At 57.4% G+C, this 13606-nt stretch carries 13 protein-coding genes; 4 read left to right on the top strand and 9 right to left on the bottom strand.

Features of this window, described 5'->3' with window-relative positions:
- Positions 1 to 152 precede the first annotated feature (152 nt).
- The 3 genes from MHK04_RS01045 to MHK04_RS01035 are packed head-to-tail and all read left to right on the top strand — an operon-like array spanning position 153 to position 2040.
- A complete protein-coding gene (locus MHK04_RS01045; protein WP_023021360.1) occupies positions 153 to 716 on the top strand; it encodes a biotin transporter BioY in 564 nt (187 codons plus the stop codon).
- Positions 716 to 1408 (top strand): energy-coupling factor ABC transporter ATP-binding protein, encoded by a 693-nt coding sequence (locus MHK04_RS01040; protein WP_023021359.1) that lies wholly within the window; start codon positions 716 to 718, stop codon positions 1406 to 1408. The genes MHK04_RS01045 and MHK04_RS01040 overlap by 1 nt, the downstream gene beginning before the upstream one ends.
- 11 nt (positions 1409 to 1419) lie before the next feature.
- Positions 1420 to 2040 carry an energy-coupling factor transporter transmembrane component T family protein gene (locus MHK04_RS01035; protein WP_023021358.1) on the top strand — a complete coding sequence of 207 codons (621 nt, stop codon included), beginning with the start codon at positions 1420 to 1422 and terminating at the stop codon, positions 2038 to 2040.
- Positions 2041 to 2120: 80 nt separating this feature from the next.
- Here the strand turns inward: MHK04_RS01035 and MHK04_RS01030 are convergent, their stop codons facing one another.
- The 4 genes from MHK04_RS01030 to pgsA form a co-directional block, all read right to left on the bottom strand.
- Positions 2121 to 2981, bottom strand: a complete 861-nt coding sequence (locus MHK04_RS01030; RefSeq protein WP_200288943.1) for a PspA/IM30 family protein — start codon at positions 2979 to 2981, stop codon at positions 2121 to 2123.
- Positions 2982 to 3164: 183 nt separating this feature from the next.
- Positions 3165 to 3527, bottom strand: coding sequence for a helix-turn-helix domain-containing protein (locus MHK04_RS01025; protein ID WP_023021356.1), 363 nt, complete (start codon positions 3525 to 3527; stop codon positions 3165 to 3167).
- Positions 3528 to 3553: 26 nt separating this feature from the next.
- Positions 3554 to 4051, bottom strand: coding sequence for a CinA family protein (locus MHK04_RS01020; RefSeq protein ID WP_239207602.1), 498 nt, complete (start codon positions 4049 to 4051; stop codon positions 3554 to 3556).
- Positions 4052 to 4058: 7 nt separating this feature from the next.
- The gene (gene pgsA / locus MHK04_RS01015) at positions 4059 to 4643 is read right to left on the bottom strand and encodes a CDP-diacylglycerol--glycerol-3-phosphate 3-phosphatidyltransferase (RefSeq protein WP_200435528.1); all 585 of its coding nucleotides are present in this window, start codon (positions 4641 to 4643) and stop codon (positions 4059 to 4061) included.
- Between the two features lie 59 nt (positions 4644 to 4702).
- Here pgsA and MHK04_RS01010 point away from each other — a divergent pair, with 59 nt between their 5' ends.
- A complete protein-coding gene (locus MHK04_RS01010; RefSeq protein WP_204608652.1) occupies positions 4703 to 4990 on the top strand; it encodes a YciI family protein in 288 nt (95 codons plus the stop codon).
- Here MHK04_RS01010 and MHK04_RS01005 read toward each other — a convergent pair.
- The 5 genes from MHK04_RS01005 to dapA form a co-directional block, all read right to left on the bottom strand.
- A complete protein-coding gene (locus MHK04_RS01005) occupies positions 4987 to 6108 on the bottom strand; it encodes a TerC family protein (protein ID WP_150851270.1) in 1122 nt (373 codons plus the stop codon). The two genes, MHK04_RS01010 and MHK04_RS01005, sit on opposite strands and share 4 nt — an antisense overlap.
- A gap of 169 nt (positions 6109 to 6277) precedes the next feature.
- On the bottom strand, positions 6278 to 9616 hold the full coding sequence (locus MHK04_RS01000) for an FtsK/SpoIIIE family DNA translocase (RefSeq protein ID WP_411350898.1): 3339 nt from the start codon (positions 9614 to 9616) through the stop codon (positions 6278 to 6280).
- A gap of 217 nt (positions 9617 to 9833) precedes the next feature.
- Positions 9834 to 10469 (bottom strand): TIGR03085 family metal-binding protein, encoded by a 636-nt coding sequence (locus tag MHK04_RS00995; RefSeq protein ID WP_239207600.1) that lies wholly within the window; start codon positions 10467 to 10469, stop codon positions 9834 to 9836.
- 57 nt (positions 10470 to 10526) lie between these two features.
- Positions 10527 to 12656, bottom strand: a complete 2130-nt coding sequence (locus tag MHK04_RS00990) for a ribonuclease J (RefSeq protein WP_239207599.1) — start codon at positions 12654 to 12656, stop codon at positions 10527 to 10529.
- Positions 12657 to 12658: 2 nt separating this feature from the next.
- On the bottom strand, positions 12659 to 13567 hold the full coding sequence (gene dapA, locus MHK04_RS00985; RefSeq protein WP_034655398.1) for a 4-hydroxy-tetrahydrodipicolinate synthase: 909 nt from the start codon (positions 13565 to 13567) through the stop codon (positions 12659 to 12661).
- Positions 13568 to 13606 lie beyond the last annotated feature (39 nt).

The following is a 13606-nucleotide window of genomic DNA, read 5'->3' as shown; positions in this document are numbered from 1 at the left end:
TACTCAGCACTAAAGCACGGGCGCCAGCGGTCCAGAAAGTGTCGATTGGGAGCCCGCCGCAATGGCCCCACCTCACAATAATCAGCCTCAGATGAACACCGTTCAAAACCCTCAATTGTCTGCAGTTTTCATGCAGTGCTAACCTCTTGAACATGAAAAAGAACTCTCTGGCAACGACCATTGCCTATGTTGCCGTGTTTACCGCTCTCGTCATCGTCCTTGCCTTCGTGTCCATTCCCATCGGTTCGGCCGGCGTGCCCATCGTGTTGCAAAACGCAGCGCTGATCCTCGCCGGCCTTATTTTGGGTAGCAAGCGCGGCGGTTACGTGGGACTCCTCTTTTTGTTCCTGGGCCTTGCCCTCCCAGTTTTAGCAGGTGGCGGTACCACGCTGCGTGCCTTGGCAGGCCCAACCGCGGGCTACATCATCGGCTATGTTCTTTCGCCAGCGGTTGCAGGTGCAATTGCCTACCGCTCCCCTAAGAACAAGGGTGGCATGGCGGTCATACTTGCCATTGCTGCCATTGTCGGCCTTGCCGTCCAATACATCTGCGGCGCCTTTGGTCTCATGATCCGCTCTGGCTTGGAAATTGGGCCAGCCTTCGCAGCCCAATTGCCCTTCATCCCTGTCGATGCCGGAAAGCTTGTCGTTGCCGTCATCATCGCTCTCGGTGTTCACTCGGCCTTCCCCGATCTGATGGGACGAAAGGCCGCCTAGTGCCCACGATCGAATTTTCCTCGGTTTCGGTAGCTTTTGATGATACCGTGGTGCTCGAGGACATTAACCTCACCCTCACCGAACAACGCATTGGCATCATCGGCCAGAATGGTGGCGGAAAATCCACCTTGACCAGGCTCATTAATGGGTTGGGCGAGCCTAGTGCCGGTACGGTGACGGTGGACCAGATGGACGTCGCCAAGCAGGGCAAAAAGGTGCGCGAAAAGGTGGGCTTTGTCTTTTCGGATGCCGAAAACCAGATTGTCATGCCCAATGTGCGCGATGACGTCGCCTTTTCGCTCCGCCGTTTTAAGCTGCCCAAACACGAGCGCCTCGCCCGCGTGGATGCTGCCCTCGAGCGCTTCGGACTCGCCGAATTTGCTGAGCGCTCACCGCATACGCTCTCCGGCGGACAAAAGCAGCTCCTCGCGCTGGCAGCGGTCATGGTCATCGACCCGATTCTCATCATCGCTGATGAGCCCACTACCCTGCTGGATCTGCGTAACCGCGATCGAATCAAAAGAGAATTCGCGCGATTGGAACAGCAACTAATTGTGGTGACGCACGATCTGGAATTTCTGCGCGATTTTAATCGGGTCATTTGCATCGATGACCACCGCATCGCCGCGGATGGCCGACCGGCGGAGGTCATAGATTTTTACCAAGACCTCATGGCCCAGCGGCCGCTGTAGGGAGAATTGTCATGCAACGACGCACGAATCTCCCACTTTCCGTCTATGTTGATGGCACCAGTTTTGTTCATCGCATCAAACCCAGTTGGAAGATCGCATTCCTCTTAGTCTTTATCCTTGTTACCAGCATCTTTTTCAAGTCCATTCCGTGGGCAGCAGGCGGGGTCATCTTCGTTGTCATCCTTTATGCTTGCGCTCGGATCCCACTGGGCATTGCGTGGAGTCAAATCTGGCCGCCTCTCTTTTTCCTAGTCCCGTTGGCAGGCTTTCAATGGTGGGCAAAGGACTTCGACTATGCGGCGGTGATGTTCCTCAATGTCTTCGCCGCTATGATGGCTGCCTTCTTGCTCACGCTGACCTCCACGGTAGATGAAATCATGGAGTCGCTGGAAGAGTCGCTGCAGCCCCTAAAGCGACTAGGAATACCGGTAGAAAACATCAGCTTGGCTATGTCACTGACTATTCGGCTCATCCCGCTGATGTTTGAAACCGTCTATGAAGTCCTAGATGCCCGCAAAGCGCGCGGTGCCGGGATGTCCCCGCTGGCGTTTGGCACCCCCGTTATTATTCGCTCCATCCGGCGAGCGCGCGCGATGGGGGAAGCGTTGCAGGCCCGCGGCGTCGGTGACTAGCAGCGTAAGTTATCGCCTCCCTTGCACCACCAAATGATGGCCAAGGGAGGCGATAACTTTTTAAAAGACAGTCGAGGGTTTTACTCCCCACGCAACTCACGCAGACGGGCCTGTACAGCATCGTTGTTGGCACTGCCTGGCTGGGCAGCGCTGTCGGCAGCAGAGCCAGAAGCTTTATTGCCCTCAATGGCCTGAGCCTTATTGGCTTCCACGGACTTAGAGGAGTTCATTTCACTGCGAATCTGCTCCAAGCGGGAATGACCGGCCATCTGTATGCCCGCCTGCTGAACCTCGGCCATGCGGTTTTCCACGGAGTTCTCAGCAAGCTCGGCCTGGCCTAGCGCCTTGGAGTAACGGCGCTCAATCTTATCGCGCACAGCATCCAGAGACGGCGTATTGCCATTGGCAGTTAGCTCGTTCATGGAGTTCAAAGACTCAGAGACCTTTTCCTGCATTTTTGCCTGCTCCAGCTGGGAAAGCAGCTTGGAGCGCTCATTGACCTTTTCGCGCAGCGCGGCGTTATTACGCTGAACCGCATTCTTGGCCTTTTCTGCCTGCTGTAGTGCCTGGTCGTGCAGCTTCTTGGTATCCTCCACGGACTCCTCAGCCGTAACCAGCTGGGCGGCGAAGGCCTCTGCCGCGTTCTCGTACTCCACGGCCTTATTTTCATCGCCCTTAGCACGGGCCTGATCAGCCAATTCCAGAGCCTGGCGAGCATTGCCCTGCAGCTTTTCTACCTCTGCCAAGCGGCGGTTAAGCTGCATTTCCAGCTGACGCTGGTTACCAATCACGGCGGCCGCCTGCTGAGACAGCTCCTGGTGCTGGCGCTGAGCATCCTCAATAGCCTGCTCGATCTGCACCTTCGGATCGGCGTTTTCCTCGATCTTATTATCGAAGAGTGCCATCAGGTACTTCCAGCCCTTAACAAATGGGTTCGCCATGGTGTGCTTCAACCTTTCTAGGTTAAAAATGTGCGTAATGTTCTGCTGTTTATACTAGCGAAGCGCTGTTTCCACCGCTTGCACTCCCCGCGGTCGCGGGCGCTTGCCGACGCCCCCCTTAACCACCACAGCCGACCCTCCTCGCGAGAGAATAGGCCGGCTGTTGACATAGACCGCTGTGTGCTAGAGCTCTGATGCGGCAGGTGCCGTATGGGCTAGCTCCTCATCCATAGAGGGCAGGGCCATGTAACCGGCTGCTTCAATCAATACGTCAGAGACCGAGCAATCTAGCGCGTGGCACACAGACGCAAGGAGCTCAGAGGAGACCTCCTTGCGACCGCGTTCGAGCTCTGAAAGGTAACCCGGCGACACGCGGGCCACCCCGGCCAATTCGCGCAGGGTCACTCCCTTGTCCGCGCGGAAGGCGCGCAGCGTCAACCCAAGAGCCTCACGCAAAAGCGGCTCAGGAGTACGAGCAGTGGCGGGCGCCGCTGGTGCAGTAGCGCCGTTTACCGAGTGTTCGAGGACTGCAGTAGAAGTGTTCATCACTATGGTCAACGCTCCTTGTCTCGCTATTGTTCCCGCAGTGCCGGATTTTCTTCCACAGTTGCGCACAGTAGACGAAAGGCGGCTGCGACCGTGGCCTCTCTAATTTCGTTGCGCTCCTTGCCCAAACCGGATAGCAGCTGGGAGAAAGCGACTCTACCAGGAGAATAGATGCCGATATATACGGTGCCCGCCGGCTTGCCTTCTTGTAGGTCTGGTCCTGCCACTCCGGTAAGGCTTATTCCCCAGTCCGCAGCGGTTTCTGCCACCGCTGCGCGGGCCATTGCAAGGGCGGTCTCCCCAGAAACCACTCCGGCAGCTTCGATATCGGCTACCGGTTGGTGCAAAAAGTGGGATTTCACCTCGGTGGCATATGTTATAAGCCCTCCGCGCAATACAGCCGAAGCTCCAGGGACAGAAGCGACCGTGGCGCTGGCCAACCCAGCAGTAAGTGACTCACAAAAGGACAAAGTCTCGCCGCGCTCGGTGAGCTCGGACACGAGGCGGGTTGCCATGGTGCTCATGAACTACCTAGCTATTCTGCTTCTTGCCGTCAATGAGGTACTGGACGCCGGTAACTACGGTCACCACTGCAGCCAACAGCATCACTAGGAAGGTAGGAACGTTCATCCACTCCGGCAACGGCCACAGATACAGCCCGACTGCCAAGGATTGCAATACAGTCTTCAGTTTGCCGCCCTTCGAAGCAGGTACCACCTTGCCGCGGCGCAACAACACCATACGCCAGATGGTGATACCGAACTCACGGATGAGAATGACCACGGTAATCCACACTGGCAGCACCCCGATGATGTTGAGGCATACCAGTGCGGTAGTCATAAGCGCTTTGTCCGCGATGGGATCAGCAATCTTGCCAAAATTGGTGATAAGGCCACGGGCACGTGCGATGTCCCCGTCGAGCTTATCTGTGAGCATTAAGGCCGTGAATAGGCCAAAAGCCCACCATTCATGGCCGGCAATGACCAGCCATGCGAAAACCGGAATGAAAAGAATGCGCAGGCTGGTGAGAATATTTGGCAGGTTCCAATTGGACACCTGCGGATTCACATCCGAGGATTGCGCTGACTGTGTTCCGGGTTGATTCACGTTATACATACTACCTGTTAGCACCAAGCACCTGCGCTTGGATGCCCCTGCATTTTAAAATGCGAAGCATGAAGTATTTTGCTGTTAGCTACGACTACAACCCCAATAATCCTGAGATTGCTAAGGCTCGCCCCGCGCACCGCGAGTTTACCGCGCAACTTTTTGAGGAGGGCACCATCATTGCCACCGGCCCCTTGACGGACTCCAAGGGCGGCGCACTCATCATTGTGGGGCTGGCCGACGACGCCGTGGTCGCCGACGCCATCGCCCTCATGGACAAAGACCCCTTCTACCAAGCCGGCTGCATCACCGGCCGCAGCTTCCGCGAATGGAATCCCGTAAACGCCCGCTTCTAGTGTGGTAGCTCTTCCTTGGGCAGGTCTTCGGCCTTGCCCAAGAATTCGCCCTTCTTGTTCCGGACGATCTTATTGCCCTCCTCGTCCCAGTCGAAGTGATTGTGCGATACCGGTACTCCGCCTTGGTTCTCATCGCGTTTGTTTTTAATAATCGAGGCGATAACCGTAATAACCAGGACGCCCACGATCACGATAAGTGAGGTGATGGTGGAAAATTCTGGGATCGACTCCACGTTCTCGCCGCCGTTGACAAACGGCAAGTTATTCTCATGCAGCGCATGGAACATGAGCTTTACACCGATGAAGCCCAAAATGATGCCCAAACCATAGGGCAGGTACACCAAGCGGTCCAGTAGGCCATCCAGCAGGAAATACATCTGGCGCAATCCCATGAGGGAGAAAGCATTCGTGGTAAAGACCAAGAACGCTTCCGAGGTAATACCGTAAATGGCCGGAATGGAGTCGAAGGCAAACATCACGTCGATAAGGCCGATGGACACCAACGCAATAAAAAGCGGGGTGAACGCGAATTTACGCTTGCCCGAAGAATCTTCCACGCGGTGCGTAAGCTTATCGCCGTGGTAGCGCGGGGTGACGTGGACTACCTTGCGGATCAGCTTGATGATGCCCATGTCATTGGGATCGGTTTCGGGGGCGTCCCGAATCTCGTCGACGATGAGCTTGATCGCTGTGTAGATGAGAAATATCGCGAATAGGTAGAAGATATCGGACCATGCCGCGATGACCGCAGCACCCAAAAGGATAAACACCAGGCGGCATGCCAAGGCAATAACGATACCGATGAGCAATACCTTTTGCTGGTACTTACGCGGGATCTTGAAGGCGCCCATGATAAGCGCGAAAACAAAGAGGTTATCTACGGATAGCGCCTTCTCTGTCACGTAACCCGTGAGGTATTGGATGCCGTGCTCGTGGTCCCATACGGCCCACACACCGGCACCAAAAAGTAAAGCGATACCGACATAGAATAGGGTCCAGAACCCGGATTCCTTCAGCGTCGGCTCGTGCGGGGTGCGCACGTGGGAGTAGAAATCAAAAACAAAGAATCCAAGAATGACGACGATGGAAATCGCCCAGATCCACAATGGCACATGCATTGGTACATCCCTCCGGTCGAAGATACAACAAAGTGACCGGAGGTCTCCCCCGCCCGGCTAGATAGCTGCAGCCCGGCCGGCACGACCGGGAGCATAACGCTTCCGTGCTGACGATCGGTGCCGAAGGATGGGGTACTCCCCTCCAAGACCCGTCCAACTCTACACGATGTTAGAAGGCACCTGTCGAAGGGTTATACGTTGCCTGGACGGTACGTGTGTCCTCGGCGTCGCCCTGCGGGGAAGAATCGGAGCTTGGAGAAGAGTCGGCATCGGAAGTAGCGGCGGCATCATCCTGCTCCTGCTGTTGCATCTCCTCCTGAATCTCCTTCGGAGCTTCGGCAGGGTCGGCGCCCTTGATCATCCAGATGATGGTATCGAGCTCTTCCGGCTTCACTAGGACCTCGCGAGCCTTGGAGCCCTCGGACGGTCCGACGACGCCACGAGATTCCATCAGGTCCATGAGACGACCGGCCTTGGCAAAACCGATGCGCAGCTTGCGCTGCAGCATCGAGGTCGAGCCCAACTGGGCGGTAACCACCAGCTCGACGGCCTCGAGGAGGTCGTCCATGTCCTTGCCAATTTCCTCATCGATTTCCTGCTTGGCCTCGGATTGCTTCTCTTCAGTCACGCCCTCGGTGTAGTTCGGCGCGGCCTGCGACTTGGCGGCATCGACAACCGCCATGACTTCATCATCCGAGACGAATGCGCCCTGCATACGCACTGGACGCTTGCCCTGCGGGATAAAGAGGCCATCGCCCATGCCAATAAGCTTTTCAGCACCACCTTGGTCCAAGATGACGCGCGAGTCCGTCAGCGAGGACGTTGCGAAGGCCAAACGCGATGGAACGTTGGTCTTAATCAGACCGGTGACCACATCCACGGACGGGCGCTGGGTTGCCAGTACTAGGTGAATACCAGCGGCACGCGCCTTCTGAGTGATGCGGACAATGGAGTCTTCAATCTCCTTCGGTGCGGTCATCATCAGGTCTGCCAGCTCATCGACGACGCAGACGATGTACGGGTACGGGCGAACCTCGCGTTCGGAACCTGCCGGTGCCTGGTATTCGCCGGAGACCACCTTGCGGTTATAGTCCTCAATCTTGCGCACGCGAGCAGCCTTCATATCCATGTAGCGCTGCTCCATCTCCTCCACCAGCCATTGCAGGGCTGCTGCGGCCTTCTTCGGCTGGGTAATGATGGGCGTGATCAGGTGCGGAATGCCCTCGTACGGGGTAAGTTCCACCATCTTCGGGTCCACCAGGATGAGGCGAACCTGCTCAGGGGTGGCTCGGGTTAGCAGCGAGACCAACATGGAGTTGACGAAAGCGGACTTACCGGAACCGGTAGCACCGGCGACCAGCAAGTGTGGCATCTTTTGTACCGAGAACGAGGTGTACTCGCCTTCGATATCCTTGCCCAATCCAATAAGCATCGGGTCAGGAGAGCTGGTCATGCTGGGCGCATCAAGCACCTCACGCAGGTGTACCATCTCGCGGTCTGGGTTGGGAACCTCAATGCCAACAGCTGACTTGCCGGGGATAGGCGTCAGCAAGCGCAGGTTGTCCGTGGCTACGGCGTAGGCGAGATTGGACTGCAAATTCGTAATCTTGGATACCTTGACGCCTGGCCCCAGCTCGATTTCATAACGGGTCACTGTTGGACCACGGCTGAAACCGGTGACTTGCGCATCCACCTTGAACTCTTCAAAGACATCAGTAATGGCCTCGATAATGCGGTCATTAATCTCCGTGCGCTCCTTGGCTGGGGTTCCCGGAGTCAACAAATCCGTAGAAGGAACCGCGTAATTCTCGTTGCCAAACTGTGCGGCGGGCGCGGCAGCGGGCGCCTCAGCTGGCGCGGGCGCACCGGCACTACCCGTTCCCGCTCCTGGTTCGGCCGTCGGTTCAGAGCGATCCACCTGCGCGCCGGTCGTTGCATCGCGTCCAGAACGTTCACGGAAGAGCTGGCGAGCCTTCTCGTGCGCGGACGATACTGCATCCGCGCCTCCTTGTGCAGCGGACCCAGCGGCACCTGCGGCAGCACCTGCTACCGCGGCTCCAGCGGCTCCGGCAGCACCGGCACTTGCAGCCTTAGCTGCGCCACGTGCCGCCCCTGCAGCTCCCGCAGCGCCAGCGGCTGCCCCCGCAGCCGATCCCACAGCGGAACCGGCGGCGGTACCCGCTGCTGAAGCAGAGCGAGCAGAGTCAAATGCGGAGCGCTGGCGAGCGGTGCCCAGAACGCGGGTCGGCTCCGAATCTTCGGAGTCTGGCTGTGCCGGCGAAGACGCAGCAGGATCTTCTACGACTGGAATCTCATCGGTATCCTCAATATCGCGCGAAACTGGCTTCTCCGCCGGAGTGGACACGGACTGAAAGCCGCCACGCGTTGGCGCGCTAAAGGTACGGGTTGCTTCGTCCTCCTCCGCCGCAGCGGGGGACTCTGTGGGATAAGAGGAACCACGCGGAGCGGAGCCTTCAGTGCGGCCTCGGAAAGCGCGCAGGCTTCCACCGCGTTCAGAGGTTCGGCGCTTGGCAGCAGGTCGAGCTGGGCGGGTGCTGCGCTCACGCCCTTCCGCAATATCATCGATATCGCCGGTGACGTGTCCATAGAGGTCATCGCCTTCGTCTTCGTAATAATCTTCATCCGCACCGCCAAAGCGAGAGAAAGCTGCAGCGATGGCATCGGCCACCAGCTCATAGGCCTCGCGGATGGTGATTCCGGTGACCAATAGGGCGCCGTAGATAATGACGAGGAAAAGCAACGGCACTGCAACGAAGGAGGTAAAGGCAGTCTCCAACAGGCCACCAATGGCATAGCCGATTACTCCGCCCGCGCCACCGGCACTTTCCGGGGTAAAACCAAGTTCAGGGGTACCAGCAAAGATATGGATCAAGCTGAGCATGGCCAATACAATGACGCTAATTCCGCCCACAATGCGCGGCTTAAAATGCCCCGCCGGGCCGGAGATATCCATCATCAAGGCAATGGCCAAAGCCACTAAGGCCACTGGCAGCACCCATGCGCCCGCACCAATGACATAGCGCACGATATTGCCCACCCAGGCACCTACTTGGCCAGCGACGCCGAACCAGACCGTAGCCGCGAGCACGATGGAAATACCTATGAGTACGAGCGCCACCGCATCGGGATTTTTCACCTGAATGCCGCGCGACTCAGACTCACCCAATTCCATGGTCGAAGGGTGTTCTTCCGCTGCTACATCATTGGCACGAGTAACCTTGCTTTTCTTTTTATTCTCCCCGCGTGCAGAAATTGCTTCCGGCTCCCTTGTCGTCTCGTACTCCTCAGTGTCATATACATCTTCGCTCGGCTTCAGCCCGGCCATTCCATGGCTTACACCTCGCGCCATGTTTCCCATGCCGCGCGCCGTGGCACCAAACACTGCGCCCAAGCCCTTGCCGACGGCCCGGAACGCACTACCGGTGCGCTCCTGTGAGGTCGCTGCAGCACGCCGATGCGAGGACGTCATAGCCAAGGTTTCCGGCATGCCAGCACCGGACCGGCTGCGGCCAGATGGCCGTGAACGATTCGTCTTTCGGCGCGTCCCGCGCGAAGAGGCATTTTTGACAGACATGCCTCTACCTTAACCGGGCCACCCCATAAATCACATTAGCCACACGCGTTTCCCCCGAGGCCTAGGGTCATAATCTAAAGTCACACCCCCAACGACGTATGACGATTGCGATAATAGCGCTAATTCAAGGTTAGAGCCTTGACCGCACGGCGGCTTTGGCATCTCCCTCGAGCGTGACTTCGGCAGCGTCACGTCCAAAGGACCACAGAATCAGTTCGCCTACCTCCCCCGATACTCGGACTACGGCATCTCCCTTATCCGCCACGCCGTGCTTATCCGCGGCGACAATGCGCGGTAATCCTTCGGGCTGCATAATGACCGGGCGAGTCGAGTTTCGCAGGGCCACCTTAGCTAAGAGCTTCAGGTAGCTATGCATCTGCTGTTTGATTCGTGCCGAGAAATCTCGCGGACCCATGCCATTAGCCCGGCGAATGTCCTCGTGGTGAACAAAATGCTCTACAAAGTTTTGCTGTGCATCCACGAAACGAACGGGGTTATAGGTAGCCGGTCCCCTCCCCCAGTCATCAACGAGCTCATCAAAGTCGCGTTCAGCAACCTTCCGCGATTCCTTTTCAAGGTGGCCGGACAATGCCTTGACAAAAAGTCCAGCGGCTGCATCGGGGCGATTTTCCCGCACCCACAGATGTACGGCTAGGTCACGGGTAGTCCAACCCTCGCACAAAGTAGGGGCATCAGGACCAAGCTTATGAAATAGCGCGACCATTTTGGCGCGCTCAGCAGAAGAAAACGACATAAGCCCCAGCATACCGAGCTAGCTGGCATGCTGGGGCTGCGTCTGCCTTTATACGAAGAACCCTGCTATTTACAGGGACTCACGAGAAGCATCTACGTCTTCATCATCGGTAACCAATGGGCCGGAGTTGGTCGGCACGATGGTCGGCAGAATGACCGGCTCGCGCTTGTACTTCGAATCCATAAGTTTAGATACCTTGCGGCGCAGTTTCTGCACCATGCGGTAGGTATCGTTCTCGCCCTCTGCGGCGAGATCATTCATGGTGTTTTCCACCATTTCTGCGACCTCCGGCACGATGCCGCGGTCATCATCGGAAAAGCCTGTGGTAGATACCGTTGGGTGCTCCAATAGGCGCGAGGTGCGGTTATCGATCACGCACGTGATAGATACCACGCCACCAGTTCCCAGGTTGGTGCGGTCGGCCAAGGTATCGGCATCCACATCGCCCATGGACACACCATCGACGTAGAGGTTGCCCACCTGCATCTGGCCTACAACCTCGGCGCGGCCCTTGCGCAGATCCACGACGACGCCGTTTTGCGCCAGCACCGTACGATCGCGGTCCACACCGGTGGAAATGGCCAGTTCCTTATTGGCACGTAGGTGGCGCCACTCGCCGTGCACCGGCATAGCGTTGCGCGGGCGCGCTGCGTTGTACAGGAACAGCAGCTCACCGGCATAACCGTGGCCCGAGGCGTGCACCTTGACGTCTTGGTTAGTAATGACATTAGCGCCAATCTGAGACAGCATATTAATCACGCCGTAGACCGCTTCCTCATTGCCCGGGATAAGCGAGGAGGAGAAGATGATGGTATCGCCATCACGTACGGTAATTTGGCGGTGCTCGCGACGAGCCATGCGCGATAGAGCGGCCATTGGCTCACCCTGCGTACCGGTGGTGATGAGCATGGTCTTGTGCGGAGCCATCTTGGCAGCCTCATCAATGGGGATAATGGTGCCGCGAGGGACCTTCAAAAAGCCCATCTTTTCCGCGATTTCCATGTTGCGCATCATCGAACGGCCGTTGAAAGCCACCTTGCGGCCATTTGCCACGGCAGCGTCGATAGCAGCCTGCACGCGGTAGACGTTGGATGCGAAGGAAGCCAAGATAACGCGCTGCTTCGCGCCGGCAACGAGACGCTTAAAATTGGCGGGGATATCACCCTCAGATGCAGATACACCAGGCACGGTGGCATTGGTGGAATCACACAACATGAGGTCAACGCCCTCATCACCGTAACGAGACAGGGCTGGCAGATCGGTTGGACGATTATCCAGTGGGGTCTGATCCAGCTTGATATCACCGGTATGGATGATATTGCCCGCTGGGGTTCCCAACATGATGCCCAAGGCGTCCGGTACGGAGTGGTTAACTGCCCAGAAGCGAACCCGGAATGGTCCATAAGTCACGTCGGATTTTTCATTAACCTCGACGAACTTCGGCTTCTGACGATGTTCCTTACACTTCGCGGCAATGAGCGCGATGGTAAAGCGGGAAGCAACAATAGGGATATCCGGGCGCAGCTTCAGCAGCCACGGAATAGCTCCGATGTGATCCTCGTGCGCGTGAGTAACGACGAGGGCCTTGACCTTGTGGATCTTCTTCTCGATGGGGCCAAAGTCAGGCAGGATAAGATCCACGCCCGGCTCACCGGGGGACGGGAAGAGCACACCGCAGTCAATGATGAGGAGGTCATCACCGTACTCGAAGACGGTCATATTGCGACCGATCTCCGAGATTCCGCCCAAAGCATAAATGCGGAGTGCATCCTTCGGCTGCTTTGGTGGCTCTGGCAAACGCTTGGTTAGATCCGCACCCTGCATCGACTTGGGCACGTTGCGGCGACCACGGTTATTGCGGCCGCGGCCCTTACCGTTGCCATTTTTGTTGTTGCCGCCATGGTTATTATTTCCACCATGGTTATTGCCGTTGCCGTTACCACCACGGCCACGGCCGCGGCTACCACGGGAACGGGAGCGGCGGTTGTTACCGCCGCCATCATGGTGGTTATCGGAAGAATTCTTTTTGCCAGAGTTGTCCTTATCGCCCTTAGCCGGCTTATCCTGTGCGGAATTGCCAGCATCAGTAGCTGGGGCTTGGAAAACTGGCGAAGCCGCCTCGTTGGAGGCGGTTTCGTTTTCCGCCGGTGGGCCCGCCTTGCGGGTCACCTTGCGGGAACGGTTACGGGGTTCATTCATTCTTAAAGGGCTCCAGATTGTTCCAGATCACGGCGAAGTACCTCGCGTTCCTCCTCGCTCGCAGCGGTAATAGGAAGACGGGTATCGCCAACTTCGATGCCCTGCAGGCGCAGGGCTTCCTTTGCAAACGTCGCTCCGCCCAACCGTGCTTGTGCCCGGGTAAGCGGAAGGAGCGTTGTGGTATTGATTTCTCGGGCGCGGGCCATATCGCTCGCGTCGAAAGCTTCATAAAGTTCTGCCAAGGCACGCGGCACAACATGGCCGATGACGGAGATGAAACCAGAAGCGCCGAGGGAAAGCCACGGCAGGTTAATCGGATCATCACCGGAATACCAGGCCAGACCGGTTTCTTGGATCAGTTCTGCGGCCGCAGGAAGGTCGCCCTTGGCGTCCTTCACGGCTTGGATATTCGGCAAATCCGCAAGGCGGCGGAGGGTATCCGGCGCCACTGGGATGCCCGAGCGGCCAGGAATGTCATAGACACAGATTGGTAGATCCGTGGCTTGCGCGACTGCGGCGAAGTGCTCATAAACCCCCTTTTGGGAGGGCTTCGAGTAGTACGGAGTCACCACCAATAGGCTATCTGCCCCCGCATCCGCGGTGGCCTTGGCCAACTTGATGGAAGCTGCGGTGTCATTCGTTCCGGCACCGGCGCATAGCTTTGCGCGGTCTCCGACTTCTTCCTTTACGGCTTTGAGCAGCTCCAGCTTCTCTTCAACCGACGTGGTCGGTGATTCGCCCGTGGTTCCACCTAGGATGAGCGAATCAACGCCATTGTCTACGAGATGAGCCGCTAGGCGACGACCTGCTGCAACGTCCAGCGCACCGTCACGGTCAAACGGGGTAACCATGGCGACGCCGATGCGTCCAAAGGTGTCGACGCCAGTCTTTGCTGTCATACCTGTGCTCATAGGCGTCAAGATTACCCTTTTGGCTAACAATTAGCCGCA

The organism is Corynebacterium nasorum (genome assembly GCF_022345765.1).
Taxonomy (GTDB): Bacteria; Actinomycetota; Actinomycetes; order Mycobacteriales; family Mycobacteriaceae; genus Corynebacterium; species Corynebacterium kefirresidentii.
The sequence above is the reverse complement of the archived record's forward strand: the minus strand, read 5'-3'. Positions and strand labels throughout refer to the sequence as shown.

Bases quoted from the DNA above. Each gene is read 5' to 3' on its own strand.
- MHK04_RS01045 (WP_023021360.1), top strand. From the start codon at position 153: ATGAAAAAGAACTCTCTGGCAACGACCATTGCCTATGTTGCCGTGTTT.
- MHK04_RS01030 (WP_200288943.1), bottom strand. From the start codon at position 2,981: ATGGCGAACCCATTTGTTAAGGGCTGGAAGTACCTGATGGCACTCTTC.
- pgsA (WP_200435528.1), bottom strand. From the start codon at position 4,643: ATGTATAACGTGAATCAACCCGGAACACAGTCAGCGCAATCCTCGGAT.
- MHK04_RS00995 (WP_239207600.1), bottom strand. From the start codon at position 10,469: ATGCTGGGGCTTATGTCGTTTTCTTCTGCTGAGCGCGCCAAAATGGTC.
- MHK04_RS01020 (WP_239207602.1), bottom strand. From the start codon at position 4,051: ATGAGCACCATGGCAACCCGCCTCGTGTCCGAGCTCACCGAGCGCGGC.
- MHK04_RS01035 (WP_023021358.1), top strand. From the start codon at position 1,420: ATGCAACGACGCACGAATCTCCCACTTTCCGTCTATGTTGATGGCACC.
- MHK04_RS01025 (WP_023021356.1), bottom strand. From the start codon at position 3,527: ATGAACACTTCTACTGCAGTCCTCGAACACTCGGTAAACGGCGCTACT.
- MHK04_RS01010 (WP_204608652.1), top strand. From the start codon at position 4,703: ATGAAGTATTTTGCTGTTAGCTACGACTACAACCCCAATAATCCTGAG.
- MHK04_RS00990 (WP_239207599.1), bottom strand. From the start codon at position 12,656: ATGAATGAACCCCGTAACCGTTCCCGCAAGGTGACCCGCAAGGCGGGC.
- MHK04_RS01005 (WP_150851270.1), bottom strand. From the start codon at position 6,108: ATGCATGTGCCATTGTGGATCTGGGCGATTTCCATCGTCGTCATTCTT.
- MHK04_RS01000 (WP_411350898.1), bottom strand. From the start codon at position 9,616: ATGCCGGAAACCTTGGCTATGACGTCCTCGCATCGGCGTGCTGCAGCG.
- dapA (WP_034655398.1), bottom strand. From the start codon at position 13,567: ATGAGCACAGGTATGACAGCAAAGACTGGCGTCGACACCTTTGGACGC.